The sequence below is a fragment of the Acinetobacter sp. GD03645 genome, from assembly GCF_029845285.1.
GTDB classification, from domain to species: Bacteria; Pseudomonadota; Gammaproteobacteria; order Pseudomonadales; family Moraxellaceae; genus Acinetobacter; species Acinetobacter corruptisaponis.
On the sequence record NZ_JAOCLL010000014.1, the window covers coordinates 77,418 to 103,191 of the forward strand.

Annotated in this window: 31 protein-coding genes; 29 read left to right on the forward strand and 2 right to left on the reverse strand. The window is 40.5% G+C overall.

Going from position 1 to position 25,774, the window contains the following annotated elements:
- Window position 1: 1 nt before the first annotated feature.
- The 23 genes from lpxK (at window position 2) to N5J47_RS12580 (ending at window position 16,654) form a co-directional block, all read left to right on the forward strand.
- A complete protein-coding gene (gene lpxK / locus N5J47_RS12470) occupies window positions 2-1,009 on the forward strand; it encodes a tetraacyldisaccharide 4'-kinase (protein ID WP_279960469.1) in 1,008 nt (335 codons plus the stop codon).
- A gap of 9 nt (window positions 1,010-1,018) precedes the next feature.
- Entirely contained in the window at window positions 1,019-1,780 is a 762-nt protein-coding gene (gene kdsB, locus N5J47_RS12475) for a 3-deoxy-manno-octulosonate cytidylyltransferase (RefSeq protein ID WP_279960448.1), read from the forward strand.
- Window positions 1,781-1,791: 11 nt separating this feature from the next.
- Window positions 1,792-2,763, forward strand: coding sequence for a DNA polymerase III subunit delta' (locus N5J47_RS12480; RefSeq protein ID WP_279960470.1), 972 nt, complete (start codon window positions 1,792-1,794; stop codon window positions 2,761-2,763).
- Between the two features lie 222 nt (window positions 2,764-2,985).
- Window positions 2,986-3,291: a hypothetical protein gene (locus N5J47_RS12485; protein WP_279960449.1), complete on the forward strand. Its 306-nt coding sequence runs from the start codon at window positions 2,986-2,988 to the stop codon at window positions 3,289-3,291.
- Window positions 3,292-3,457: 166 nt separating this feature from the next.
- Window positions 3,458-3,967, forward strand: coding sequence for a hypothetical protein (locus tag N5J47_RS12490; RefSeq protein WP_279960450.1), 510 nt, complete (start codon window positions 3,458-3,460; stop codon window positions 3,965-3,967).
- 350 nt (window positions 3,968-4,317) lie between these two features.
- Window positions 4,318-4,662: a PilZ domain-containing protein gene (locus N5J47_RS12495; RefSeq protein WP_004682232.1), complete on the forward strand. Its 345-nt coding sequence runs from the start codon at window positions 4,318-4,320 to the stop codon at window positions 4,660-4,662.
- Window positions 4,663-4,685: 23 nt separating this feature from the next.
- Entirely contained in the window at window positions 4,686-5,459 is a 774-nt protein-coding gene (locus tag N5J47_RS12500; RefSeq protein WP_279960451.1) for a TatD family hydrolase, read from the forward strand.
- Between the two features lie 37 nt (window positions 5,460-5,496).
- Window positions 5,497-6,108 (forward strand): TetR/AcrR family transcriptional regulator, encoded by a 612-nt coding sequence (locus tag N5J47_RS12505; RefSeq protein WP_279960471.1) that lies wholly within the window; start codon window positions 5,497-5,499, stop codon window positions 6,106-6,108.
- 12 nt (window positions 6,109-6,120) lie between these two features.
- Entirely contained in the window at window positions 6,121-6,672 is a 552-nt protein-coding gene (locus tag N5J47_RS12510) for a type II secretion system protein (protein WP_004682228.1), read from the forward strand.
- The gene (gene gspI, locus N5J47_RS12515; RefSeq protein ID WP_279960452.1) at window positions 6,659-7,048 is read left to right on the forward strand and encodes a type II secretion system minor pseudopilin GspI; all 390 of its coding nucleotides are present in this window, start codon (window positions 6,659-6,661) and stop codon (window positions 7,046-7,048) included. Before N5J47_RS12510 ends, gspI begins: the two co-directional genes overlap by 14 nt.
- Window positions 7,045-7,674: a type II secretion system minor pseudopilin GspJ gene (gene gspJ / locus N5J47_RS12520; RefSeq protein WP_279960453.1), complete on the forward strand. Its 630-nt coding sequence runs from the start codon at window positions 7,045-7,047 to the stop codon at window positions 7,672-7,674. The genes gspI and gspJ overlap by 4 nt, the downstream gene beginning before the upstream one ends.
- A 5-nt stretch (window positions 7,675-7,679) precedes the next feature.
- Window positions 7,680-8,654 (forward strand): type II secretion system minor pseudopilin GspK, encoded by a 975-nt coding sequence (gene gspK, locus N5J47_RS12525; RefSeq protein WP_279960454.1) that lies wholly within the window; start codon window positions 7,680-7,682, stop codon window positions 8,652-8,654.
- Between the two features lie 131 nt (window positions 8,655-8,785).
- A complete protein-coding gene (locus N5J47_RS12530) occupies window positions 8,786-9,382 on the forward strand; it encodes a 6-carboxytetrahydropterin synthase (RefSeq protein WP_267979635.1) in 597 nt (198 codons plus the stop codon).
- Between the two features lie 46 nt (window positions 9,383-9,428).
- Window positions 9,429-10,142 carry a uracil-DNA glycosylase gene (gene ung, locus N5J47_RS12535; RefSeq protein WP_279960455.1) on the forward strand — a complete coding sequence of 238 codons (714 nt, stop codon included), beginning with the start codon at window positions 9,429-9,431 and terminating at the stop codon, window positions 10,140-10,142.
- Entirely contained in the window at window positions 10,139-11,263 is a 1,125-nt protein-coding gene (locus tag N5J47_RS12540; protein ID WP_267980034.1) for an enoyl-CoA hydratase/isomerase family protein, read from the forward strand. Before ung ends, N5J47_RS12540 begins: the two co-directional genes overlap by 4 nt.
- Window positions 11,264-11,269: 6 nt before the next feature.
- Window positions 11,270-11,782, forward strand: coding sequence for a tRNA adenosine(34) deaminase TadA (tadA, locus tag N5J47_RS12545; protein ID WP_267979633.1), 513 nt, complete (start codon window positions 11,270-11,272; stop codon window positions 11,780-11,782).
- Window positions 11,783-11,846: 64 nt separating this feature from the next.
- Complete coding sequence (locus N5J47_RS12550) at window positions 11,847-12,287, forward strand: SRPBCC family protein (protein ID WP_279960456.1); 441 nt, start codon at window positions 11,847-11,849, stop codon at window positions 12,285-12,287.
- A gap of 9 nt (window positions 12,288-12,296) precedes the next feature.
- Entirely contained in the window at window positions 12,297-12,974 is a 678-nt protein-coding gene (gene cmk / locus N5J47_RS12555; RefSeq protein ID WP_279960457.1) for a (d)CMP kinase, read from the forward strand.
- 118 nt (window positions 12,975-13,092) lie between these two features.
- Window positions 13,093-14,775 carry a 30S ribosomal protein S1 gene (gene rpsA, locus N5J47_RS12560; RefSeq protein ID WP_267979631.1) on the forward strand — a complete coding sequence of 561 codons (1,683 nt, stop codon included), beginning with the start codon at window positions 13,093-13,095 and terminating at the stop codon, window positions 14,773-14,775.
- A gap of 157 nt (window positions 14,776-14,932) precedes the next feature.
- Window positions 14,933-15,235, forward strand: coding sequence for an integration host factor subunit beta (locus N5J47_RS12565; RefSeq protein ID WP_004679473.1), 303 nt, complete (start codon window positions 14,933-14,935; stop codon window positions 15,233-15,235).
- Window positions 15,236-15,249: 14 nt separating this feature from the next.
- Entirely contained in the window at window positions 15,250-15,609 is a 360-nt protein-coding gene (locus tag N5J47_RS12570; protein WP_267979630.1) for a lipopolysaccharide assembly protein LapA domain-containing protein, read from the forward strand.
- A 33-nt stretch (window positions 15,610-15,642) separates the two neighbouring features.
- Window positions 15,643-16,323: an orotidine-5'-phosphate decarboxylase gene (gene pyrF, locus N5J47_RS12575; RefSeq protein ID WP_279960458.1), complete on the forward strand. Its 681-nt coding sequence runs from the start codon at window positions 15,643-15,645 to the stop codon at window positions 16,321-16,323.
- A gap of 133 nt (window positions 16,324-16,456) precedes the next feature.
- Window positions 16,457-16,654 (forward strand): hypothetical protein, encoded by a 198-nt coding sequence (locus tag N5J47_RS12580; RefSeq protein ID WP_279960459.1) that lies wholly within the window; start codon window positions 16,457-16,459, stop codon window positions 16,652-16,654.
- A gap of 63 nt (window positions 16,655-16,717) precedes the next feature.
- Here N5J47_RS12580 and N5J47_RS12585 read toward each other — a convergent pair whose 3' ends face one another.
- Together N5J47_RS12585 and N5J47_RS12590 are read right to left on the reverse strand one after the other, a co-directional pair.
- Complete coding sequence (locus N5J47_RS12585) at window positions 16,718-17,635, reverse strand: lysine exporter LysO family protein (protein ID WP_279960460.1); 918 nt, start codon at window positions 17,633-17,635, stop codon at window positions 16,718-16,720.
- Window positions 17,636-17,682: 47 nt separating this feature from the next.
- On the reverse strand, window positions 17,683-19,197 hold the full coding sequence (locus N5J47_RS12590) for an NAD(P)/FAD-dependent oxidoreductase (RefSeq protein ID WP_279960461.1): 1,515 nt from the start codon (window positions 19,195-19,197) through the stop codon (window positions 17,683-17,685).
- Window positions 19,198-19,619: 422 nt separating this feature from the next.
- On the opposite strand from N5J47_RS12590, the gene N5J47_RS12595 reads away from it, so the two are divergent.
- The 6 genes from N5J47_RS12595 (at window position 19,620) to N5J47_RS12620 (ending at window position 25,734) form a co-directional block, all read left to right on the forward strand.
- A complete protein-coding gene (locus N5J47_RS12595) occupies window positions 19,620-20,639 on the forward strand; it encodes an AraC family transcriptional regulator (protein WP_279960462.1) in 1,020 nt (339 codons plus the stop codon).
- A 118-nt stretch (window positions 20,640-20,757) separates the two neighbouring features.
- On the forward strand, window positions 20,758-21,903 hold the full coding sequence (gene zapE, locus N5J47_RS12600; protein WP_279960463.1) for a cell division protein ZapE: 1,146 nt from the start codon (window positions 20,758-20,760) through the stop codon (window positions 21,901-21,903).
- 292 nt (window positions 21,904-22,195) lie between these two features.
- Complete coding sequence (locus N5J47_RS12605) at window positions 22,196-24,358, forward strand: malate synthase G (protein ID WP_279960464.1); 2,163 nt, start codon at window positions 22,196-22,198, stop codon at window positions 24,356-24,358.
- A gap of 123 nt (window positions 24,359-24,481) precedes the next feature.
- Complete coding sequence (locus N5J47_RS12610) at window positions 24,482-24,697, forward strand: hypothetical protein (protein ID WP_279960465.1); 216 nt, start codon at window positions 24,482-24,484, stop codon at window positions 24,695-24,697.
- Window positions 24,694-25,068, forward strand: coding sequence for a type II toxin-antitoxin system VapC family toxin (locus N5J47_RS12615; RefSeq protein WP_279960466.1), 375 nt, complete (start codon window positions 24,694-24,696; stop codon window positions 25,066-25,068). The genes N5J47_RS12610 and N5J47_RS12615 overlap by 4 nt, the downstream gene beginning before the upstream one ends.
- Window positions 25,069-25,071: 3 nt before the next feature.
- Window positions 25,072-25,734 (forward strand): SOS response-associated peptidase family protein, encoded by a 663-nt coding sequence (locus N5J47_RS12620; protein WP_279960467.1) that lies wholly within the window; start codon window positions 25,072-25,074, stop codon window positions 25,732-25,734.
- Window positions 25,735-25,774 lie beyond the last annotated feature (40 nt).

Here is a 25,774-nt window from a genome sequence, read left to right on the forward strand (position 1 = left end):
CATGTCTTTGGCGCAAACCATTCAGGATGCCTGGAATAAACAGGCAGCATGGTTAGTGTTGTTGCGTCCATTGTCATGGTTATACCGTTTTGGTTTTTGCCTGAATCAGGGCTTGTATAAAACTGGAATCAAGAAAGTATATACCGCACCTGTGCCTGTGATGGTGATTGGTAATATCACGGTTGGGGGAAGTGGCAAAACCCCTTTATTGATTCAACTGGTCAAGTATCTCCAGCAACACAATATTCGTGTTGGGGTGATCAGCCGTGGTTATGGCGGTAAGGGAGATTTTCCTGCGCTGGTGACCACAACCTCTGAACCTGACGAGGTGGGTGATGAACCCTGTCTGATTGTACAGGCAACCCATGTTCCCATGGCGGTTGGTCCAAACCGTCAGGCAGCGATTGAACTGTTATTAAAATCTACCGCGATTGACCTGATTATTAGTGATGATGGTTTGCAGCATTGGGCTTTGGCACGTCAGCTTGAATGGATTGTGCTGGATCAAAACCGTGGTTTAGGCAATGAAAAGTTATTGCCTGAAGGTTATCTGCGTGAACCTAAATCGCGATTAAAACAGGGTACAGTGATTGAGCATAGCAAAACTGCACAAGCTCAGCGAAATATGCATTTAGAGATCGGGCAACCCTATCTTCTCAATCCCAATTCAAGCACAAACACTTTTGATTCCAAGCAGTATTTTAATGCTGTGGTGGGCATCGGTTTTCCGCAGCGTTTTTATCAAACACTAAATAGGCTGGGTGTTAACCAATATCAGGCACATGAGTTTCCAGATCACCATGATTATGAAATTGCTGATTTAACATTTGATAATCATGATGTAATTATCACTACTGAAAAAGATGCGGTTAAGTTTAAGACATTATTAAAGCAACATCCTGAATTTAATATTCCTATTTGGGTGGTGCCTGTTGAGGCAGTTTTATCATCAGATTGTTATGATTTATTGCAGCAACAATTACAACAAATTGGTATTCAATTCTCTTAGGGAAATATTATGAAACATATCGTTATTCCTGCGCGTTTTGCCAGTTCTCGTTTACCAGGCAAGCCTTTATTGTTTATTCATGGTCGCCACATGATTTTGCGTGTAGTTGATCAAGCTAAAAAAGTACAGGGCTTTGATGATTTGTGTGTGGCAACGGATGACGAACGTATTGCCGAAGTGTGTCGAGCTGAGGGAGTGGATGTGGTGTTGACCAGTGCTGATCATCCATCAGGTACAGATCGTTTAAGTGAGGTTGCCCGTCTAAAAGGCTGGTCTGCCGATGACATTATTGTCAATGTTCAGGGTGATGAGCCTTTGCTTCCAGCACAGTTGGTACAGCAGGTAACGCAACTTCTGGTCGAGCAACCACAATGTTCAATGTCTACTTTATGTGAGCCTATTCATCAGTTAGATGAGTTTCAACGTGACAGCATTGTGAAAGTGGTGATGAGCAATCGCAATGAAGCATTGTATTTTAGCCGTGCCACCATTCCGTATGATCGTGATGGGGCAAAAAAGTCACAGCCTACCCTGCATGATCAGGCATTCCGCCATCTGGGTTTATATGCTTACCGTGTCAAATTACTACAAGAGTATGTCACCTGGGAACAGGGAAATCTGGAAAAACTGGAAAGCCTGGAGCAATTGCGTGTATTGGAAAATGGCCACCGTATTGCGATTGCTGTTGCAGAAGCGAATTTACCTCCTGGGGTAGATACACAAACGGATTTAGACCGTTTAAATGCGATGCCTGTTAGTTTATTTGAATAGTCTTGAGTGATATGCAACAAACCATGATTTATCCCTGGCATGAGCAAACATGGTCTTTGCTCACCACGCGCTTTCCTGAGCTTGGTCATGGTTTGCTGTTTTATGGTAAACAAGGCTGTGCCAAGCAGGAGTTTGCCGAACGGTTTGTTGCATGGGTACTTTGTCTGAATAAACAGACTGAGGCGGCATGTGGTGAGTGTTCTAGCTGCCAATGGCTGAAATCTGACACCCATCCCAATTATGTGCATATCACCACAGACGAAGACAATAAAAAGCAAAATGCAAAAATAAAAATTGAAAAAATCCGTGATTTACTGCCTTTTGTGCAGCAGACAGGTGAAGGCTGGCGTGTGGTGATGATTGAGCCAGCAGAAGCACTCAATATTGCCTCTTCCAATGCATTGCTCAAGACCTTGGAAGAACCAGGTGAGCGTGTGGTGCTGATTTTACTTGCCGATCATTACTTAAAACTACCCGCAACCATCCGCAGTCGGCTACAGCATTTCGCCTTAGATCGTTTAACCCCTCAAGAGTCACAGACTTTTGTGCAACAGCAAATTCCAGATTTAACATCTGAGCAAACTTCACTGTTGTTGAATCTTGGCAATGATATGCCATTAAAGGCAATCGAGATTCAACAGAGTCACTGGCTAGAGAAACGGGCTACATTTTTAAACGATTGGCTGAAGCTGGTATCTGAAAAGAATATGCCTTTGCACTACGCAAACAAGTGGTCTAAGGAATTAAATTTTTCAGAATTTCTGATGATGTTTGAATATCTTTTAGCTGATGTCATTGCCTTAAAATTAAATCAGTCAACCAAGAATGGAGATCTGGATTTTCAAGAAATTATTCAATGCTATGACTTGGAATGGCTGTTTTCAATTTATTCAGATCTACAGCAGAAGAAATTGATGGTGGAGCAAAATGTTCAGATGCAATTGGTGCTTGATGAACTGTTTATACAATTAATGAATGCTTAAGTTTTGTTGCTATTGTCATATCTTGTACCGTCAAAAAATCTTGTATCAAAATGACGTCTATTACAGGCATTTGTGAAAGGTTAAGACATCGGCTTAATTAAATGACTTTAAGGTGTTTCTGTAACATTTGTATCTAAATTGTTTTGTAGTCTTTCATCTGTATAAAAAAAATATAAAATGTGAGGTACTTCACAATAATATTAAAAAATAAGGAATATAGTGATGAAAATAAAATCTATAGCAATCGCCCTATCCTTCACAATTATACCAATGCTTACAATGGCGGAACCACAATTTATATCAGATATTAATGGCTCTTCCTTTGTAATCAATGCCTCTAATGTTGGTTCACAGGCTTATGAGTGTGTATATACTTATTCATTTAATCACCCTCAAAATTCTACGCCAAATCAGGTGAGTGGAAAATTCTACATTGAAGCTGGGGTAAATAATATCGCGGTTATTACGCGTAATACTGATCAAATGATCAGCAGATTAAACTTTGACTATAAGTGTTTTAAAAAATAAATAGACCTTTAACTTCAATAAAAAAACCGCTTTTATGGCGGTTTTTTTACGTTTTGAGAGTCACAGTGAAAGATTAATTAAAGAGTGTTAAAATTTCACATTTACAATTTAATATGTTATTTTTTCACATACGGGTAATTATCTAGTTCGACAGAGGAACTTCGAAATGTATATAAAAGCAAGCATGGTTGGCTTGGGAATTGTATTGTTAACTGGTTGTCAGGTTATGGACTCTGCTATGTCTGCAACAGATGGCATATTGAATAAAACAGGGGATATTCTTAGTGGAGACTTTCGTGGCCTTGCTCCTGCAAAGAAAGCAACATTGTCGGAAATCTGGAAAGACTGGCAACAGAATGAAATCACTGCAAAACGTAAGTGGGATTCTCAACGTTTAGAGGTGCCAGGAATTGTGACCCGTATTACCAAAACGGGTGATGTGGTGTTTCAAAACCAGATTGCCGTGATCTTTAAGGATCCTGTCAATAGTAAATGTAAAGGTCAGGGACTGACGCGAGATGACCTTAAGGTCAATACCGATAAAATCAGTAGCCTGAAAGTGGGTGATCGGATTACAGTGACAGGCGTATTGGGAACCACGGAATCAAAATGGTCTGAACAGGGTGAATGTTGGTTCTCATTTGATAAAGTGGAGATTGTCAAAAATCCTAAGTGATAGATTTTTATAAAAATTTATAATTTAAAAAAGTAGGCAGGACTATTAAAGTCCTGTTTTATTTATTGGAGTATTTGCTCATATTATTTATGTAGATAAAAAATATAAAGAAAATTTCTTCTGTTTAAAGAATAAGCAAATTCCTTTGGTTTGAACGTTTTTATTAAACATTATTTGTTGTTTCCAGCAATGTTTCCTATAATCAAAAAGTAATGATGTAAATGTTTTAACTCATTACTTATCTTTTATCTGCTAAGTGTGAGTTAGATTGATTTTTATAGACGGTTCAATTTGTTAGATTAATCAGCGTGATATAAAGTGTTCGGTTTTTGTGTTAACAGGGGAATGTTATGCAACCACAAATGATGGGTGGAATTATACAGGTTAATATTCCTGATAAAGCAACGTTGCAATCAAGTTATATGCCTTTTGTTCAAGGCGGCGGTTTATTTGTTCCAACCAAGCAGGCGGTCAAGATGGGACAGGAGGTATTTGTTCTGGCAACCTTACCAGATCAGGCACAGAAGATTCCATTGACGGGTAAAGTGATCTGGATTTCTTATAAACAAACACATTTTAAACCACAGGGTTTTGCAATCCAACTGATGGGTGAAAAAGGTGTGTATTATAAAAATGAGGCTGAAAAGTTACTGGCAGGTTCAAAAGGCCTCGATCGTCCAAGTTACACCATGTAAGCGTTATAGATAGGAAAAAAAGAGTGTTTGTTGATACGCATTGCCATTTAACCATGCTGGATTTAACGCCTTATCAAGGAGATCTGGATCAGGCACTTGCACAGGCCAGACTCGCGGGTGTGTCAAAATTTATGGGAATTTCAGTTGATCTGGATGACCATATTCAATTGTCACAGATCGCGTCCAGACATGCTGATGTTGGCTATACGGTTGGTATTCATCCATGTGAGGATGAGCAGACCATGGCACGTGCGACAACAGATTATTTGGTGGAGCTTGCCCAATCTGAAAAAGTCTGGGCTTTGGGTGAAACTGGTCTGGATTACTATCACAGCACCGATTTTATTGCAGCGCAAAAGCAGTGTTTTGCACGGCATATTCAGGCCTCAAAGATTTTAAAGAAACCTGTGGTGGTGCATACACGTTCGGCTAAGCATGACACGGTTGATATTATAAAGGCGGAGCAGTCAACGCATGGAATTTTGCATTGTTTTACCGAAGACTGGGAAACTGCGAAAGCTGTTCTGGACTATGGCTACTACATTTCATTCTCTGGCATCATCTCATTTAAAAATGCACAGGATTTGCGAGATGTCGCCAAACAGGTTCCACTTGACCGTGTACTGATTGAAACAGATAGTCCTTATTTGGCACCTGTACCTTATCGTGGTAAAACCAACGAACCGAAATATGTGCCGTATGTAGCAAAAGCGCTCGGTGATGTATATGATAAATCGGTCGAAGAGATTGGCATGATCACTGCCCAGAATTTTGAAAATCTTTTAAATTTGAAATAAACGGTTTTGTTGCACTAGGAAGAGTTATCACGTGAAAATGGATCGCCAAGCTCAGTTTAGAGCACGAGAAGTCTTGATTTTTCAGATTGCTGAACAACTCTTATTGGAAAATGGTGAAGCTGGCATGACGCTTGATGCGCTGGCTGCTGAACTGGATCTTGCGAAAGGGACTTTATACAAGCATTTTCAGAGTAAAGATGAATTGTATATGTTGCTGATTATTCGTAACGAGAAAATGTTGCTGGAAATGATTCAGGATACTGAAAAGGCTTTTCCTGAACATCTGGCATTTTTTATGCTGCATCATCTCCATCATCCTGAACGTACCGCCTTGTTTCACCAGATTGAGGAACGTCTCTCCACCACAGGACAAGGGATTCAATTGCTATTCAGCGAATTGTATAAAATTCGCCGTCAACGTCTGCGGATTATCATTCGTATGACAGAAAGCTATCTGGCGGATATCCATAGCAGCATGACTACTCGGGATTATTTGGCTTCCATCTGGTCTTTGACTTATGGTGCTGCGGTGATTCTCAACTCAAGTTTTTATCAGCGTTATTTGGGCTCTCGAGATACATTGCGCGTTGCCTATATTGAGCAAGCTTTGGCTATGCCAAAACAACTTGAACAAGTGGCTGCTTCATAATTGGTCAGGCAAATGAGATCACCTCGTCGATTACAACAGGCATTCACCCTCATTGAGATTATGGTGGTGATTGTGATTATGACCATCATGGCATCCTTGGTGGTATTAAATATTGGTGGTGTTGATCAGCGCCGTGCCATGCAAGCCAGAGAAATGTTTATTCTCGATTTAAAAAAAATAAATAAGGAAGCAACCGATCAAGCCAAGGTGCTGGCATTAAATACGCAAAATGCAACCGATGTTGCACCTTTTAGCTATAATTTATTTGAATATCATGATCAAAGCCTTGAGCAAATCCAACAGGCTAATCGTACTTGGCAACCTTATCCTGAATTTAAACCACGCCAGTTACCTGATCAGGTTTCGTTTAGCATTCAAAGTTTAGATGGCGAGAATTATTCGAAAGCCAAGAATGAAGATTTATTAGGTGGTAAATCACCACAGTTGATCTGGTTTGGCAATGGCGAGGCCAAACCTGTTCGTATTCAGTTTTATTATGAACAGCAACCCATTGGCCATGAGCTGGAACTCGATCACCTGGGTAAAATAAATGAACAAGATTAAAGCCTTTACCTTACTTGAAGTGATGGTGGCACTTGCTATCTTTGCTGTGGCAGCGATTGCATTAACTAAAATTGCCATGCAATACACACAGTCAACCTCCAATGCGATTTTGCGGACCAAGGCACAATTTGTGGCCATGAATGAAGTGGCCATGATGGAAATGAATCAGGAATGGCTGGAGGGAACGCAGTCCAAACAAGTCACCTCACAGGGGGAAACCTGGCAGATTGACAAAAAGGCACACGCAACCATTAGTCCTAATATTCAGCGGATAGAATTGCAGGTGAGCCTTTTTAATACAGAACAAGGTAAAGTTGAAGCAGGGGTCACCAATATGGTGTTTTTTAACTACCCAGTAAAAGCCAAAACATCATGAAATATAAACAAGCATTTACCTTGGTTGAATTGTTGGTTGCGATTGCCATTTTTGCGGTACTTTCAATGCTGGGCTGGAAAGTCTTTGATTATTTGTTAAAGGTTAAAGACCGTAATGCGGAACATGAAAGCTATCTGTTTGAACTACAGGACGCTTATCAGCAAATTTTAAGGGATAGCCTGCAAATCATTCCATTGACTGCCAATGATGGCAGACAATTACAAGCGGCTTTATTGTTAAATGATCGAAGTTTTATGTTTAGTAAGGCTGGTGTCTCAGATCCATTAAAGCAGGGTGTGTCGCCTTATGAACGTATCGAATATCGCTATGATTCTGCACAGAAGAAAGTCTATCGTTTAAAATATGCAAATCTCAATATCCCTAATCGGGTGCAACCGATTTCCAGTACGCTGTTAGAACGGGTGGACCAGTTTAAAATTACCGTTCTCAACCCACAAGAACTGACCCAATGGCCTGAAAATATCAGTGATCCAAACAATGTGACTGAATTAAAAAAACTACCTTTAGGGTTTAAGGTGCAGTTGACTGTTGCAGGCACAGATTATGAGTGGATTTATAGTCTACTGAATACCAATAAATTGTCAGAAAATAAAACAGGGCCATGATTGCTATGAAGAATGATTCATCTCAACGTGGTATCGCATTACTCACTATTTTAGTGATGGTGGCCTTAGCCACAATTCTGGCTGCAACCATTGCCAAACGACAGACCAATACCTCTGAAAATACAGGTTATTTGATGCGTCAGGATCAATCCTTACTTTATGCCAAAAGTGCAGAGGCATTTTTCTCTGAATTGCTGATTCAGGACAGTGACAATGGCGGTAATATTGATCATCTACAGGAAAACTGGGCAAAACCAATGCCAGCCTTTCCTGTAGATGATGGTTTTGTTTCAGGCCGTTTGCTGGATGAGTCTGGAAAATTCAATTTAAATAATTTGTTAAAAGCTGATGGCAGTGTGGATGATTCAGCACGACGCTGGTTTGAAAAATTATTGCAACGCGTCGGGTTGCCTGCTGAACTGAGTCAGGCCGTAATTGACTGGCAAGATGCCGATGATGAAACCACGGGCGCGATGGGTGCGGAAAGTAATTATTATCAGGGTTTGGATCCATCCTATTTGGCTTCCAATACCAAGTTTCATCAGGTAGAGGAGTTAAAGCTGGTCAGAGGATTCGAGGGAAAAAATTATGACCTCATTGCACCGTATGTCACCGCATTGCCAGAAGCCACAAAAATCAACATGAACACGGCGGCTCCCTTATTATTGGCAAGTATTGATCCCAAAATAGATGTGAAAATGCTAGAACAGGAATTAAAAGCGAAACAGGCAGAATTGACCTATTTCAATAGTGTTGAAGATTTATGGAAACTGAATACTTTTTCTGGAATAGAACCACAAAACAAGACCGATGCTGCGGCATGGCTAGACAGTAAATCGAATTATTTCACTGCTCAAATTGAAGTGGTTTTAAGTGAACGCAAACGACAGTTTACCAGTGCCATGATGCGCAAAGACAAGCAGGTAACAGTCTATTCCAGAAGCCTTGCGCCATTTAATACAGTGGTGCCAGCACCATAGAAATCTAGTGGGTAAACCTAAAATGTATAAATTGGATTATTGAATGGTCACAGGGTTTAAAATCAATCACAATGCTTGGTTTTTTTGCTTTATAATAAAATCCGTTTTGCAAATAAAGATCAGCTTGGTGCATGTTAATTCGTAAATTATTTAAGTTTGAAAATGCTCATATTGTGCGTAACTGTACATCGGACCGTTGTAAGCGTTCGATTCATGGGCACAGCTATAAAGTTGAATTACTGTTAAAAGCCTCAAAGCTGGATCATGGGCAAATGGTGTATGATTTTGGGTTGTTAAAAGGTGTGATTAAGGAGCTTTTTGACAGTTTTGATCATGCCATTTGCTATTGGCAGAAAGATGACCCTGAATATATCGCCGCATGTCAAACATTTAGTGCACGCTGGATTGCCTTACCTGTTTCGCCATCTGCCGAGCAATTTTCACGAATTTTCTTTTATCTTGCGCAGCAGGTGCTTCACTCAACCACTACCCAAAATGGTGAGGGTGATGTAGAAGTCTATTCGGTGATTGTGCATGAAACGGATACAGGTTATGCACAAAGTTTCATAGAAGATATTGAAAATGAACAAATGGGTATTTTAAGTTTAGATCAGATTGTTTTTTCAGAACAGGTACAGACAGAATGGAGTGATCCTCAAATGTATGAAAATCTGAAAAAAGGAATAAGATTCCAGAATCCAAACGTAGAACTGCAAGTCAATATTTGAGTGGTCTGTTACTTTACAACAAATGAATTTATTGCAGGGAATGTTGATGCAATTTACTGAACAACAGCAGGACAAGTTAAATAAAGTTCAGTTGGATGAGTCCTGGAAAACCTCATTATCCGAATTTCTACTGGGTCATAAAATGGACCATTTGCGTGAGTTTTTGCAGCAGGAAAAACTCGCCCAAAAAACCATTTATCCGCCCAGTAAAGAGATTTTTAGTGCGCTGAATACCACACCTTTAAATGATGTAAAAGTCGTGATTTTGGGACAAGATCCTTACCATGGCCCAAATCAGGCAAATGGATTAAGTTTTTCTGTGCATAGAGGGGTTGCATTACCTCCATCTTTGCGTAATATTTTTCATGAACTCAATACTGATCTTGGTATTCCAATTTCTCGTCATGGTGACCTGAGTAAATGGGCGGCACAAGGCGTGCTGTTACTCAACAGCGTACTTACCGTCGCGGCAGGGCAACCGACATCGCATCAGAAACAGGGATGGGAAGAGTTTACCGATGCTGTCATTGATGTGTTGAATGAACAGCGGGAGCATGTGGTCTTTATTTTGTGGGGTGCGTATGCCCAGCGAAAAGGACAACGTATTAATCGAAACAAGCACCTTGTATTAACTGCGGCACATCCATCCCCTTTGTCTGCAAACAGAGGTGGTTTTTTTGGCTGCAAAGTATTTTCAAAAACCAATCAATATTTGAAACAACATGGCATTGAGCCCATAGACTGGCAACTGGACGCATAATGACTTCTCCTGACCTAAATAGCTATCATCCTGACTTGGTTATTGAACAAGCAAAAAATGGCTGGCGTATTGTTCGCCTGAACCGTCCAAAATCCTTACATGCCCTAGATGAGTCTATTGTCAGTGCATTGTTGCAAGTTTTTGAATATTTTCACAGTGATGACAGTGTTACGGCGATTTGGTTTGATTCAACTACACCTAAAGCCTTTTGTGCAGGTGGAGATGTTCGTAAACTACGCCAGCTTGTGATCAATCAGGAAGTTGACACAGCCAACCTGTTCTTTACACAGGAATATGCGCTTGACTTGCTGTTGCATAATTATGCAAAACCGATTGTGGTCTGGGGTGAGGGCTATGTCATGGGCGGAGGTCTGGGCCTGTTTATGGCCGCACCATTCCGTTTGGTAACGCCTTACTCGCGTTTGGCCATGCCTGAGATCAATATCGGTTTATACCCAGATGTGGGTGGAAGCCGTTTCCTTGCAGACCGAGGGCCAATCGGTCTCTTTACGGGTTTAACGGGTTCAATCATGACAGCGGCTGGCGCGTATAGTGTGGGTTGGGCGACCCATATTTGTGAGGCTCAGCGTGATAACGTATTGCAAAAAATATTAAGTATAGACTGGAATGATTACCCAGCAGGTGCGTTCCGTGCCATTGATGATACTTTAAATAGTTTACATCGTCCTGTAGCGGCAGGTCCTCTACAAAACTCAATTGATGTGATCCATAGCGTTTGCCGTGGTCAGAAATTTGAAGATGACTATCAGGCAATTATTGGTCTGAGTGAGGCAAGCAGTGACTGGTTGCGTCAGGCAAGTGAAAATCTGCAAAAAGGTTCACCAAGCACAGCCGCAATTACTTGGTTGCTGTGGCAATGGGGCAAGCAGGGCCATGCTTGGGATGAGGTTTTTGCGCTTGAATCACAAATTTCTGACTGGAAAATTCGTCATCCCGATTTTGTCGAGGGGGTGCGTGCCCGTTTGGTCGATAAAGATTTGTCACCAGAATGGAAAGCAGCCGAAAAAATTACGTTACAAGATATTTTATCTGACTGCCCTCCAGTGACCACGATTGATAGCTGGAACGCATTGTTAAGACAATATGGTGTGATTGTTTAACCCTATATGAGTTCAACTGAAACGAATGATGAATACTGGATGCAGTTTGCCTATGAGCAAGCTGCCCTGGCTGCCTCACAGGATGAAATTCCAGTTGGGGCGGTAATTGTAAGCCAGGGTAAGGTGATTGGTTCGGGTTATAATGCGCCCATCACGCTTTCCGATCCAACTGCACATGCTGAAATCCAGGCACTTCGTTCTGCCTGCCAGGCCATAGATAATTACCGTTTGCCAGATGATGCCATACTTTATGTGACGCTTGAACCCTGTACCATGTGCGTGGGAGCTTTAATCCATGCGAGGATTCAACGCGTGGTGTTTGCAACCACTGAGCCTAAAGCGGGTTCTTTGGTCAGCGCAAGACAGTTACTTGAAAGTGGCTATTACAATCATAAATTCACATTCGAACAGGGCTGTATGCAGGCCCAATGCTCAACCCAGTTAAGTGCGTTTTTTAAGCGTAGACGTGAGGAAAAGAGAAAAATCCGTTCGTCAAAAACGTCCTTAAATGATTCATAATGCCCTTGTAGTTGTGGCAAACTAGGCCCTCCCATGATTTTGGTTAGATCAAAAAGGCGAAGCTATGCGTAATGCAATCACCATACAAAAAGAATTCAATGCACCGATCTCTGATGTTTTTGATTTATTGTCAAAACATGCAACCTACAACAAGGCGTTTGCACCTTTACAGGTGGTGCGTATAAAGGATTCTGCTGACCCTCAACGTCCTGATGGCATCGGTTCAATTCGTCGCATGGGTTTTGGCCCGATTAAGCCATTACAGGAAGAGATTACCCTGCTGGAAGAAAACAAGCGGATTGAATATAAGCTGATTAACAACCCATTGGTAAAACATCATTTGGGACAAATTGATTTTAGGGAAATCACACCCTACATCACTTTGGTGACCTATAAGATTGAATTTACCGCAAAAGCACCATTTGTAAGTAAATTAGTTCTTGCACAACTCAAGGCAGCGATTACACTAGGTTTTTCAAAACTAGCAAAATCAGTTGCTTCATAAGAGACAGGAATGACAGTTCAAATTATTACGATTGATGGTCCGAGTGGATCTGGTAAGGGAACATTGGCGGCGAAAATAGCTGCACATTATCATTTTAATTTATTGGATTCTGGTGCGCTTTATCGTTTACTTGGGCTGTCATTGTTTCAAAAGGGCTTGTTGAACCAAATTGAAGCAAAGCTAGATCAATGTATTGATTATGCAACTCATTTGGATATTGAATTTAAATCAAGTGAGACCGCTACGCAGGTTTTGCTTGAGGGTGCAGATGTCACCAATACGATTCGTACTGAACAAGTGGGTGAGTATGCCTCTAAAGTTGCAACCGTTCCTGAACTGCGCAAGGCATTGTTCCAACGTCAACGCGCATTTATCCAGCATCCAGGACTGGTTGCCGATGGTCGTGACATGGCAACCTCCATTTTTCCTGAAGCGCAAGCCAAGCTATACCTTACAGCATCAGCTGAGTCCCGTGCTGAGCGACGTGTAAAACAGTTGCAGGGTATGGGGGTTGATGCTAAAATAAGCGACATTTTATCTAACATACAGGCTAGAGATAAAAGAGATATGGAGCGTGAAGTCGCTCCACTCAAGCCAGCGGAAGACGCCTACATCATTGATAGCTCTACAATAGGCATTGATGAGGTCTTTAAGCTCATGGTTGATTATATCGATAGTCGTATATAAATAGATATTCAATGAATTTTCAGTTGAAGCATGGTCTGGTCAGATTTTTATGGCTATGTAACAACTTAACTAAACCGATCTTGTCTGATCCAAGACCGTTGAATTTTTTAGGTATATCATGACCGAATCTTTTGCAGCCCTCTTTGAAGAAAGCGAATCAACCCTTAATATTGACAAAGGTGCCGTAATTAAAGGTATCGTTGTTAGCATCGACTCTGACTGGGTAACTGTTGACACTGGCCTTAAATCTGAAGGCGTTGTTGACCGTGCTGAGTTTTTAAATGAACAACGTGAACTTGAAGTTCAGGTTGGTGACGAAGTTGATGTTGTTGTTGAGGCACTTGACAACGGTATGGGTCAAACAGTTTTATCACGTGAAAAAGCAAAACGTGCTGAAACCTGGACTAAACTTGAGAAAATCTTTGAAGATGGCGAAATCGTTACTGGTGTTATCTCTGGTAAGGTTAAAGGTGGTTTCACTGTTGACATCGGTCCTGTACGTGCATTCCTGCCAGGTTCTTTGGTTGACACTCGTCCAATTCGTGACACAACTCACCTTGAAGGTAAAGAGTTGGAGTTCAAGGTTATCAAGCTTGATGCTAAACGCAACAACGTTGTGGTTTCCCGTCGTGCCGTAATGGAAGCTGAATCTTCAGCTGACCGTGAAGCATTGCTTGCTCAGCTTGAAGAAGGTCAAACTGTTACTGGTACAATCAAGAACCTTACAGATTACGGTGCATTCGTTGATCTTGGTGGTATTGATGGTCTTCTCCATATCACTGATATGGCTTGGAAACGTATCAAGCATCCATCAGAAGTTGTTGAAGTTGGTCAGGAAGTTACTGTTAAAGTACTTAAATTTGACCGTGACCGTAACCGTGTATCGTTAGGCCTTAAACAATTAGGCGAAGATCCATGGTTGGCGATCATGAGCCGTTATCCTAAAGGTTCTATCGTTAAGGCGCGTGTTACTAACCTAACTGACTACGGTTGCTTTGCTGAAATCGCTGAAGGCGTTGAAGGTTTGGTACACGTTTCAGAAATGGACCACACCAACAAAAACATCCACCCATCTAAAGTTGTTCAGATCGGTGATGAAGTTGATGTTATGGTTCTTGAAGTTGACGAAGAACGTCGTCGTATTTCATTGGGTATCAAACAAACTCGTGCTAACCCATGGGAAGAGTTTGCCAAGTCTCATGAGAAAGGCGAGAAAGTTTCTGGTACGATCAAGTCAATCACTGACTTCGGTATCTTCATCGGTTTATCTGGTGGTATTGACGGTCTAGTACACTTGTCTGACATTTCTTGGAACGAGCAGGGCGAAGAAGCAATTCGTCGTTACAAGAAAGGTGACACAGTTGAAGCGGTTATCTTATCTGTTGACGCTGAAGGCAACCGTATCAGCCTTGGTATCAAGCAATTAAATAGCGACCCATTCAATGACTTCTTGGCTGCGAATGAGCGCGGTGCCTTGGTTAAAGGTACTGTAACTGCTGTTGATGCTAAAGGTGCTACAGTTAAATTGGCTGATGACATCGAAGCAACACTTAAAGCTTCTGAAATCAACCGTGACCGCGTTGAAGATGCGACTAAATTCCTAGAAGTTGGTCAGGAAGTTGAAGCGAAGATCATCAACGTTGATCGCAAGTCTCGTTCAATCAACTTGTCTATCAAAGCGAAAGACGAAGCTGAAGAGAAAGAAGCTGTAAACAATGCTCGTCAAGCTGCTGCTGCACAAGTTGCTGACAGCAATGGTCCTAAGACTATTGGTGACTTAATTAAAGCTCAAATGAAGTAATTTGTTAAAAAGTACGTTTCTTGTAACAGAGAAGTACTTTTTTATACAAAAATACTGTAAACGGTAGCGTAGTATTGATGTACTGCGCTACCGTTTTGTATTTAAACAGGTTATTATTAAAAACATTGAAAAGTAGCAATAATTAAAGAGGTCATCGATGACTACTGAAGCACTTAATAAATCTGATTTGATTGAACGGATTGCACTTAAAAACCCACACTTGGCTGAGCCTTTAGTTGAAGATGCAGTTAAGATCATGATTGACCAAATGATTGAAGCGCTTTCAAATGGTGATCGTATCGAAATTCGTGGTTTTGGCAGCTTTGCATTACATCATCGTGAACCACGTTTAGGGCGTAATCCTAAAACTGGTAAAGCTGTCGATGTTGCAGCAAAAGCTGTTCCTCACTTTAAACCAGGTAAAGCACTTCGTGATGCGGTAAACGAATCTGCTGAATAATATTCGAGGTGTTTATGCGTTATATTTTAATCGCATTACTTATTGCTATATTTGGTTATTCGCTTGCCCTGGTTTTGCAGAATCCAGCAGAGCTGGAGGTAAACTTATTGTTTACCCAAGTACCTGCGATGCGTTTAGGTCTATTGCTTCTATTAACATTGGCGTTAGGCATTATTGTTGGTCTACTTCTTGGTGTTCAGGTATTTAGGGTTTTCCAAACCAATTGGGAAATTAAACGTTTACGTAAAGACATTGATCATTTGCGGAAAGAACAAATTCAGGTGGCTCAACAAGCTGCCGCTCAGGCTGCCGCAAGTACAAGACATGAAAAAACTGTGCTGGATATTCACACAGAAAATAAAAGCCCATTATAATATGGGCTTTATTTTTATTGGGAAGAAAAGCTCTTGAGTATCATTGTTGCCTTGGATGCAAAAAGCGAATACGACGCTCTGACAATTGTGGAACAGCTTGATCCTACTCTATGTCGCGTCAAAGTTGGCAAGGAGCTTTTTACTCATGAGGGGCCATCTGTTGTTAAAAACTTACAGAACAAGGGTTTTGAGGTTTTTCTAGATTTAAAATTCCATGATATTCCGAATACCACCGCTCAGGCGGTTTGTGCGGCGGCTGATCTAGGTGTTTGGATGGTCAATGTGCATGCATCTGGTGGCCGCAAGATGATGGAAACCTGTGTAGAGCGTTTGCAAGCAGGAAATTATCAAACACAATTGATTGCGGTCACAGTATTAACTTCGATGGGACGTGAAGACCTGCGTGATATTGGTCTGGATATTGAACCTGTAGAGCAAGTAAAACGCTTGGCTAAACTAACCCAAGAAAGTGGTCTGGATGGTGTGGTTTGTTCGGCACAGGAAGCAAAAATACTCAGTGAAATGTTAGGGGGGGATTTTGCATTGGTCACACCAGGTATTCGTCCTGAAGGTTCTAATGCGGATGATCAAAAACGTATCGTGACACCTAAACAGGCAATGCTGGATGGCTCAACCCATTTGGTGATTGGTCGTCCAATTACACAAGCCGCCAATCCAAATCAGACCTTAAAAGATATTCTAGCGACGTTGTAATTGTTGTATTTTTACTCTGTCATATGAGTACGAAAAGCCTTTTTTAAGAAAGGCTTTTCATTTATAGTGATTGTAATTAAAAGCATTTTATTCATTTTGAATATGGTGTGATTTTTTAATTGAGGATTCTCTCATGTCCCCTGAATTAAATACGACAGATTTACAACAACAAGCCGATGAAATTGCACAACAGTTAGAAGAAACCGAACAACAGCAGGCACAACAAAGTCAGAGTACAGATTGGACATCGGGCGTGGATGTAATTGAAATTGGTGCAGATATTTTGGATTTTTTGGGTGATGTTTTTAGCAATATTGATATTAATTTCTAAGATGAAGATGCCATAAAATTTGAGGCAACTTATGGTTACCTCTCATTTGCGTTGCAACACCATTTAAAGCTTCAAATTTAAAAATAAACTGATTAAGAGTGGTGCCAAGAGCGTCAAGATGAGTCCACTCATCATGGCATGTGGCACATAATGCGTGCCACATGACTGTTTCACCATGGCGAGGGTAACATCCATTGAGGTTGCGCCCGCACTGGAAATAGCGGAGCGCGGAAAACGCCAGCCCAGACAATACATCAATAAAATCGCAAAAATTTCCCTAAACAAATCGGTAAGTAAGCCAATGCCCCCCAATTGGGCAGAGTGCAGTTCTGTAAATAAAATTCCTGACATGGAATACCAGCCGTAACCCTGTGCCAAGGCCATGACTTCATTCAACTTATAGTGATCTAATAAGAGGAAATAGTTTAAAACCGAAGCCAGACACGAGCCAATAAATGCCGCAATCGGAACAAGTAAAATTTTCCAGCTTAGCCAACTCCGATCAAATTGGGTAAATGCCAGTTCAATACCAATTAGAAAGATAAAGACCAGTAGTAAATACCAACTGTTAAATGCAATATCTAAATTTGATAAATTTACGATGATGCCAAGCAGGATACCTACAGCCAGTGCCAGAAAAGCTTTGGCTATATTTTTTAAGGCATTTATAAAGAGATGAAAGGAAATTTTGCCTTGTATACTTTGACGATCAACCAGTTTAAAGGTCAGCAAACAAATAGAGAATGAGCCAATCGAAGTAGTAAATGCAATTAATAGGGCTGGTGGCAAAATAGTTGCTGGGTTCTGGATATGGTTTAAAGCCTTAGTGAGTTCAAATGCGACTGCGATCAATAAAATATAGGAAAAATAGGGAAGAATTTTAAATACAAATTTCTTAATGGCTTGTGAAAGATGAGGAGCGATAAAATAGCCTAAGCTAATTGCAATAAAAATTTGGAAGATCAGTGTAAAAGATTGCATAAAAAAAGCAGGTTAAGAATAACCTGCTTATTATGGAGAATTATAGATTAGGCTGCATTGCTTTTTGCATTTGTAGTGGTGTTAATAAAGTTGTAATCAGCCACATTCACTTTACGAGTCTCTAACCAATATTTCCAGGTATAGGTTGGCCATAAGGAGAAGTTTTTGCCATCAGCCGCCTGATACCAACTACTACAGCCACCTGCTTGCCATACTGTCCCTTTGAGCTGTTCCTGTACACGATCATTGAACTGATCTTGTACATCATGCTTGATTTCAACCGCCTGAGTACCTGTTTTATCAACGGTCTGGATCAACTGGAGAATATAGTTCACTTGTGATTCAATCATGAAAATCACAGAGTTATGACCTAGGATCGTATTTGGGCCGAGTAACTGGAACAGGTTAGGGAAGTTCTTGGTGGCAATCCCATAATAGCTTTCAGCGCCATCTTTCCATGCCTGTTTAAGCTCAATGCCATTACGGCCCACACAATCAAAATGCTTTAAGTAGATACGTGGATCGGTAATAAAGCCTGTACCATAGATCAAACAGTCAATCTGACGCTCTTGGCCATCTTTGGTGATGATGCCATTTGCCGTAATTTCCTGAATACCGTCTGTAACCAATTCAACGTTTTTACGATTAAAGGTTGGAAAATATTTGTTGGAAATCAAAATACGCTTACAGCCCATAACAAAGTCAGGCGTCAGTTTCTTGGCAAGCTCTTTATCTTTTACCTGAAAACGAATAAAAGCTTCTGCCAGTTTTTGACCATATTTCATGATTTGTGGCTGTACAATGGGTACCACACGGGATTCATTGGTCCAGTACAGGCGAGTACGGTGAATTTGACGATAAATGTTAGATGCCTTAAATAAGGACTTACTCAGTTGTGAATACTTACGTTCATCACGTGGAATGACCCAGGCTGCGGTACGCTGGAACACATAAAGCTGTTTTACCTCTGGTGCAATCTCAGGAATATATTGAATGGCACTGCCACCTGTACCAATAGAGGCAACAGATTTACCTGTTAAATCATAATCATGTTCCCATTTTGATGAATGGAACACTTTACCCTTAAAGTTCTCAATGCCTTTAATATGTGGAATTTGTGGTACATGCAATGGGCCAGAAGCAAAAATCACAAATTGTGCTTCAATTGTTGGCTGGTCTTTCAACTCTACAGTCCAGACATTACGGTTTTCATCAAATTCAGCATGAGTTACTTCATGGTTAAACTTGCAGTAATCCTTAAGTTTGTATTGTTCGGTAATATCCTGAATATAGCCAAAGATTTCATCTGCTTCTGCGTAACGCTTGGACCAGTCAGTTTTAGGTGCAAATGAAAGGGAATACATATGCGATTGAACGTCACATGCTGCGCCTGGATATTGGTTTTCTCGCCATGTACCACCAACATCATTGGTCTTTTCCAAAATCACAAAATCATTGATTTGACTTTGTAATAGTCGAATTGCCATTGCCAAACCACCAAAACCTGCACCAATAATGGCAACTTTAGTTTTTTGAATCGCATTTTTGGTTACGTCACGCATAGTTCACGCCCTGCACAGCTAAATTTCGTGCAAGTTTAAAGGTTTTATCGAGATTAAATATGATTGTATAGACGCAGAACTTGATCATTTCGGCAATTCATTTACATGCTTTTTTATAGTACAACATAGGGGCTGTTGCTGCTTTATAAATGAATTGCGTTGTAGGCTAAAAACTCATCAGACGAGGCATGAAACGCAGGGAATGGCTATTCCCTTGCCAAGTTTCATAACGAAGTATGAGGGATTTTTAGCCACAACCCTACGGGACAGGGATATTTTTTGCCGCTACTGCGTTATGTTCTGCTCATTTAGAATACTAAATCTCGCAAAACATGCCTTGTATCGTCTAAAAAATATCCTCTGTCGCAATCATAGATAAAGTACCAACAGTCCCTAAAGTTTTGAGAATTGCATTTGGAATTATGAAGAGATCTATCCTCGGATTAATGTATTTGATTCAAGGCATGCGTCATGTCGGTATTGATGTGGACACGCGTCTGGCAAATATGGGCATACAGGCCGATGCACTTGATCCAGCTTCAATTATTCCAGATGAGATTGAATGGGATATCTTGCAGCATATTAGTCAGGATATTTCCCCTGAACAAGGTTTATTCATCGGCCAGCATTATGCTCTTGCAGGGTATGGTCCATTTTTAATGCTGCTTGTAACCAGTGACACACTCCATTCCGCTTTAAAAAACGGGGTGCGATTTCAACGCTTAACCCATTTATTTGGTTCATTACAATTAACAATAGACCAATCTTTAATTCATTTAAATTACCAGCCCATTGACTTGATGAGTCCATTGGGCCATCTCCGAGCACAATGTGAAATCTCAGGTACCTATAAGTTTTTACAGGATATTTTTAAGATGATGGGACTGGAAATTCCCCACATTCAAATTGAATTGCCATTTAAAAGGCCAAAAGACTTGGCATTGATGGCTGCCTATCAGGACTATTATGGACAGGATGTTAAATTTGAGTGTGAACAAGCTGCATTCATTCTGGATAACATTGATATTCTAAAAATTAAAGTTCCCTCCGCAGATACATTGACCTATCGGGTGTATGAGGAAAAATGCCTACAGGATCTGGCCAAGCTAGAGAAGAATGAGAATCTCAAGCTGACCGTTGTCGAATATGTTGAAGATTATCTGGAAATGCAGAATGGCGTGATTCCAACCATGGCGGAAACGGCCTGTGCACTGAACATGCCTGAGCGAACCTTAAGGCATCAATTACAGCAAATGCAGACCAGCTATAAGGAAATTCGGGAAAGACTGATTAAACAAAAGGCATTAAAATTTATTGAAAATAGTTCGTATTCAATTGAACAGGTGGCCGAAATGTTGGGATATTCTGAACCTGCGGCGTTTAATCATGCCTTTAAAAGATGGTTTGGACAAAGCCCTAGACAATATCATCGAAATAGCTAAATAATTAAAAATGGTAGATTATGATGTTTAAACAGCATCATAATTAAGCCTAAAATCTAATGCCTTTGAACAGAATGTTCGATATAATTTTCACCAATTAAAATTGCAATAAGTCCTTATGTCAAATTCTAAACCAGACTCACATAGCACTGCATTTATTCCTACATCACCTGCCGAGCGTTATACTCAAGCACTTGAGTCAGGTCAGTTTATGCCTGATGAAGCTCAGGCTCAGGCAGTGCAAGAGTTGGATCGAGTATGGAAAGAATTACTCACGCGTTATAAAGCATCCAAGAAAGCGTTTCGACGTTTCCGTCGCCAAACCTATCCGAGAGGGGTTTATATGTGGGGCGGCGTAGGGCGTGGCAAGACATGGTTAATGGACCAGTTCTATGATGCTGTTCCATTCCGTCGCAAAACCCGTATGCATTTTCATCACTTTATGCAACACGTTCATAAAGAATTAAACAAGCTGTCAGGCCAGCGTAATCCGTTGGATTTGGTTGCTGATCAAATTTATAAAGATGCAGTTGTGATTTGTTTTGATGAATTCTTTGTATCGAACGTGACAGATGCAATGATTCTCAGTGATTTATTCCAGAAACTATTTGAGCGCGGCATTACCCTGGTTGCAACCTCTAATATTGCACCAGACGGTTTATACAAAAATGGGATTCACCGTGACCGTTTTATGCCAACCATTGAACTGGTACAAAAAAACTGTGTGGTTTTAAATGTTGATGCAGGTGTGGATTATCGCTTACGTGTATTGAAACAGGCACAATTGTTTAAACATCCATTAAGCAATGATACACAATCATGGATGTTTGAACGTTTTCAATCGCTTACACATACTCAAATGCTCTCTAATACACCCATCATGATTAATAATCGTGTGGTTGAGACTCTAGGGCATACAGAAGATGTATTGTGGTGTGAGTTCTCTGAATTATGCTTTAAGCCACGTAGTCCAGCAGACTTTATTGAAATTGCCAATATTTACAATACTGTATTGGTTAGCAATATTCCGCATTTGACCGATTTCCTGTCAGAAGGAACACGACGCTTTATTTATCTGGTCGATGAGTTCTATGACCGTGGTGTGAAGCTGTTGCTGACTTCTGAAGACTCGATTATTGAGCTGTATGAAGGTCAGAAACTGGCATTTGAAATTGAACGGACACGTTCACGCTTGCTGGAAATGCAGTCGGATGATTACCTGCATTCTGAACATCGACAGATACAGGTTGCAAAAACTTCATAAAATTAGAAAGACATTCTTCGGAATGTCTTTTTTTATAAATTTACATAGAGAAAGCTTTATTGTTGTTTGAATTTTGCTATAAATAAAGTCGTTTAAAAATGTGAGGACATTGCAGGCCTAAACTGTAAGTACCCAGGATTTGATTTTTTGATAAAGAGATAAAGTTGCGCTTGTCAATACGTCTTATAGAGAAAATGCTTACTATTTAGGAATGTGATATTACTATTCAGGCTAGTATAAATCGGTATACTAGGAATCTTGTTATAAAAAGTTAGCACCATCAGGAAAGACAATGACTGTACGTATTCAACAAGGCAAGCTAGCGATTGCTAAAGAACTTTACGATTTCATCGAAAATGAAGCTTTACCAGGATCTGGTTTAGATAGTGAAACTTACTGGAAAAACTTCGAGCAAGTCGTTGTCGATCTTAGCCCAAAAAACAAGGCATTATTGGCTAAGCGTGATGAACTACAAGCCAAGATTGATGAATGGCACCGCAATAATAAATTTGAACTGAATGCCTATAAAGCATTCTTGACTGAAATTGGTTATTTGGAACCAGAAGTTGCGGATTTCCAGGTGACGACTGAAAATGTGGATGAAGAAATCGCATTGTTGGCAGGTCCACAGCTAGTTGTACCAGTACGTAATGCACGTTATTGCTTAAACGCAGCCAATGCACGTTGGGGCTCTTTATACGATGCGCTTTATGGTACAGATGTAATTTCTGAAGAAAATGGTGCGGAAAAAGGTAAAGGCTATAACCCAGTGCGTGGTGACAAGGTTATTGCATTCGCTAAAGATTTCTTAAACCAAACTTTCCCGTTGGCACAAGGCTCACATGCTGATGCAACTCAATATGCGGTTGATCACAATCGTTTAGTTGTGACTTTAAAAGATGGTTCGACTACTTCTTTGGCGCATGAAGCACAATTTGTTGGCTTCAACGGTGAAGCTGCAAACCCAACTGAAATCGTTTTATTAAATAATGGCCTGCACGTTATCATTGATATTGATGCAAACAGCCCAGTGGGTAAAACTGATGCTGCTGGTGTAAAGGATTTAACCCTTGAAGCAGCAATCACAACCATTCAGGATTTGGAAGATTCTGTTGCGGCTGTTGACGCAGAAGAGAAAGTTGAAGGCTACCGTAACTGGTTAGGATTGATGAAAGGTGACTTACAAGAGTCTATCGAGAAAAATGGTAAAACCATTACACGTGCCTTGAACAAAGACCGTACAGTTCAAAACCTGATTGGTGGCACCACAACTTTACATGGTCGTTCATTGATGCTTCTTCGTAACGTTGGTCATTTAATGACAAATCCAGCGATCCTTGTAGAAGGTGAGGAAGTATTCGAGGGGATCATGGATGCGTTGGTAACGCCGTTACTGACAATTGCTGATATCCGTGGTCAAAACGAAAACCACAACTCTCGTAAAGGTTCAATGTATATTGTTAAGCCAAAAATGCATGGTCCAGAAGAAGTTGCATTCGCGGTTGAATTGTTTGAGCGTGCAGAACAGGCACTTGGCTTGCCAGCGAAGACGCTTAAAATCGGTATCATGGACGAAGAACGTCGTACCTCTGTCAACTTGAAAAACTGTATCGCTGCTGCAAAAGATCGTACGATTTTCATTAACACAGGCTTCATGGACCGCACAGGTGATGAAATCCATACTTCTATGGAAGCTGCGCCAGTGGTTCGTAAAGAAGCGGTTAAAACCCAAAAATGGATTGCATCTTACGAAAACCGTAACGTTGCGATTGGTTTAGCATGCGGCCTACAAGGTAAGGCGCAAATTGGTAAAGGCATGTGGCCAAAACCAGACAGCATGAAAGATATGTTGGCGACCAAAACTGCACATCCAAATGCGGGTGCTTCTTGTGCATGGGTTCCATCTCCAACAGGTGCGGTACTTCATGCATTGCATTACCATCAAATCAATGTCAAAGCACGTCAGGATGAGTTGGCAAATGAAAACATGTTGTCTCTGGATGATTTGTTAACACCACCATTTGCCTCAGAAACCAACTGGACTGCTGAAGAGTTGAATAATGAACTTGAAAATAATTGTCAAGGTATCTTGGGTTATGTAGTTCGTTGGGTTGACTTGGGCGTAGGTTGTTCTAAGGTTCCAGACATCAACAACGTTGGTTTGATGGAAGACCGTGCAACATTGCGTATTTCCTCTCAACACGTTGCGAACTGGTTGCGTCACGGGATTGTAACGCGTGAACAGGTTGAAGAAGTGTTGAAGCGTATGGCAGTGATTGTCGATCAGCAAAATGCCAATGATTCACTTTATACACCAATGGCACCTAACTTTGATGGTATCGCGTTCCAAGCAGCTTCTGACCTGATCTTCAAAGGCGCTGAGCAACCATCAGGTTATACAGAGCCATTGTTACATGCTGCACGTTTAAAACTTAAAGGTTATACAGGTGACTAATTTCGATTAGTTATTTGAATCTAGCAAAAACCTTTCGTATCGAAAGGTTTTTGTTTTTCGTGATCACGAAAAAATTATGTTATGCTCAATGAAAGTATTTGATATCTTTAGGGAGAATATTTGATGCATGCAATTGAGTTACCTGTAGAAATTGATTCTAATCATCAAATACATGTACAACTGCCTGAAAATATTAAAGCAAAAAAAGCACGTATTATTGTAATGTATGAAACAGAAAAAGTAGAAACCCGTCCTGTCTATGGTTCGGGTAAAGGGCTAATGCGTATTGCAGATGATTTTGATGAACCGCTTGATGAATTAAAGGATTATATGGAATGAAGCAATTGCTTGATACTCATATTGTACTTTGGTTTCTGAATGGCGAAAAATTATCCCCTAATTTACGTGACAGAATTATTTTTGGACAAAACTTTGTCAGTGCTGCTTCTTTGTGGGAAGTTGCAATTAAAATGAATATTGGTAAATATGAATTTGTTGGTGGCTTTTCTGCTTTTTGCCAACTTGTACGACAAAATGGTTTTGAAATATTGCCAATTAAAGATGAATATATGTTAGGTGTGTTTGATTTACCATTTATTCATCGAGATCCTTTTGATCGACTGATTATTGCAACAGCAAAATATGAGAACATACCATTAATTACAGCAGATGAAAGTATCCATCAATATGATATAGAATGGATTTGGTAATGTATGTGTGCCAACTTTAAACCTTTAACTCGTTCACAAGCGCAACAATTAGGTTTGCCACAAATTCCGTTTGAATATTCTGATGAAGTTTATCCTGCTTATAAAACTCCCTTATTGTTTAAATCTGAGCATGGGCTGGAATGGCGAGAGGTTTTATTTGGCTTAGTACCCAAGTGGGCAGAGGATAGCAATGTTTCTAAACGTACGTATAATGCTAGACACGAAACCATTTTTCAGAAGCCCAGCTTTCAGGAAGCCGCCTATAAATGTAAGTTTGGTGTAATCCCTGTTACTGAGTTTTATGAAAGTAAATATATTGATAATAAACCCCAACGATGGGGAGTGCGCCGTAGAGATGACAAGGTTTTCTTTATCGCTGCACTTTACGAAATCTGCAAAATAAATGATGAAGTGATTCGTTCAGCAACAATGCTGACAATGGACGCGATAGATCATCCCATGATGAAAGAATTTCATGAACCAGGTGATGTAAAAAGGTCAGTTGTGGTGATTCCACATGAGCGTCTGGATGATTGGCTAAGCTTGAAACGGCCGAATCAAATGTTCCAGTTTATGCAGGGATTTCCAGTGGAAGAGTTTGAATGTTCCTATGTACCTAAAGCCAAGATAGAAAAAATTACTCCACAGCTCAATATATTTGATTGATATAAATTCTCTATGCCTAAAATAAAAAAGGCTTCATTGT

Coding starts and splice junctions, on each gene's coding strand:
- lpxK (WP_279960469.1), top strand. CDS start 2: ATGTCTTTGGCGCAAACCATTCAGGATGCCTGGAATAAACAGGCAGCA.
- kdsB (WP_279960448.1), top strand. CDS start 1,019: ATGAAACATATCGTTATTCCTGCGCGTTTTGCCAGTTCTCGTTTACCA.
- N5J47_RS12480 (WP_279960470.1), top strand. CDS start 1,792: ATGCAACAAACCATGATTTATCCCTGGCATGAGCAAACATGGTCTTTG.
- N5J47_RS12485 (WP_279960449.1), top strand. CDS start 2,986: ATGAAAATAAAATCTATAGCAATCGCCCTATCCTTCACAATTATACCA.
- N5J47_RS12490 (WP_279960450.1), top strand. CDS start 3,458: ATGTATATAAAAGCAAGCATGGTTGGCTTGGGAATTGTATTGTTAACT.
- N5J47_RS12495 (WP_004682232.1), top strand. CDS start 4,318: ATGCAACCACAAATGATGGGTGGAATTATACAGGTTAATATTCCTGAT.
- N5J47_RS12505 (WP_279960471.1), top strand. CDS start 5,497: ATGGATCGCCAAGCTCAGTTTAGAGCACGAGAAGTCTTGATTTTTCAG.
- N5J47_RS12510 (WP_004682228.1), top strand. CDS start 6,121: ATGAGATCACCTCGTCGATTACAACAGGCATTCACCCTCATTGAGATT.
- gspI (WP_279960452.1), top strand. CDS start 6,659: ATGAACAAGATTAAAGCCTTTACCTTACTTGAAGTGATGGTGGCACTT.
- gspJ (WP_279960453.1), top strand. CDS start 7,045: ATGAAATATAAACAAGCATTTACCTTGGTTGAATTGTTGGTTGCGATT.
- gspK (WP_279960454.1), top strand. CDS start 7,680: ATGAAGAATGATTCATCTCAACGTGGTATCGCATTACTCACTATTTTA.
- N5J47_RS12530 (WP_267979635.1), top strand. CDS start 8,786: ATGTTAATTCGTAAATTATTTAAGTTTGAAAATGCTCATATTGTGCGT.
- ung (WP_279960455.1), top strand. CDS start 9,429: ATGCAATTTACTGAACAACAGCAGGACAAGTTAAATAAAGTTCAGTTG.
- tadA (WP_267979633.1), top strand. CDS start 11,270: ATGAGTTCAACTGAAACGAATGATGAATACTGGATGCAGTTTGCCTAT.
- N5J47_RS12550 (WP_279960456.1), top strand. CDS start 11,847: ATGCGTAATGCAATCACCATACAAAAAGAATTCAATGCACCGATCTCT.
- cmk (WP_279960457.1), top strand. CDS start 12,297: ATGACAGTTCAAATTATTACGATTGATGGTCCGAGTGGATCTGGTAAG.
- rpsA (WP_267979631.1), top strand. CDS start 13,093: ATGACCGAATCTTTTGCAGCCCTCTTTGAAGAAAGCGAATCAACCCTT.
- N5J47_RS12565 (WP_004679473.1), top strand. CDS start 14,933: ATGACTACTGAAGCACTTAATAAATCTGATTTGATTGAACGGATTGCA.
- N5J47_RS12570 (WP_267979630.1), top strand. CDS start 15,250: ATGCGTTATATTTTAATCGCATTACTTATTGCTATATTTGGTTATTCG.
- N5J47_RS12580 (WP_279960459.1), top strand. CDS start 16,457: ATGTCCCCTGAATTAAATACGACAGATTTACAACAACAAGCCGATGAA.
- N5J47_RS12585 (WP_279960460.1), bottom strand. CDS start 17,635: ATGCAATCTTTTACACTGATCTTCCAAATTTTTATTGCAATTAGCTTA.
- N5J47_RS12590 (WP_279960461.1), bottom strand. CDS start 19,197: ATGCGTGACGTAACCAAAAATGCGATTCAAAAAACTAAAGTTGCCATT.
- N5J47_RS12595 (WP_279960462.1), top strand. CDS start 19,620: ATGAAGAGATCTATCCTCGGATTAATGTATTTGATTCAAGGCATGCGT.
- zapE (WP_279960463.1), top strand. CDS start 20,758: ATGTCAAATTCTAAACCAGACTCACATAGCACTGCATTTATTCCTACA.
- N5J47_RS12605 (WP_279960464.1), top strand. CDS start 22,196: ATGACTGTACGTATTCAACAAGGCAAGCTAGCGATTGCTAAAGAACTT.
- N5J47_RS12610 (WP_279960465.1), top strand. CDS start 24,482: ATGCATGCAATTGAGTTACCTGTAGAAATTGATTCTAATCATCAAATA.
- N5J47_RS12615 (WP_279960466.1), top strand. CDS start 24,694: ATGAAGCAATTGCTTGATACTCATATTGTACTTTGGTTTCTGAATGGC.
- N5J47_RS12620 (WP_279960467.1), top strand. CDS start 25,072: ATGTGTGCCAACTTTAAACCTTTAACTCGTTCACAAGCGCAACAATTA.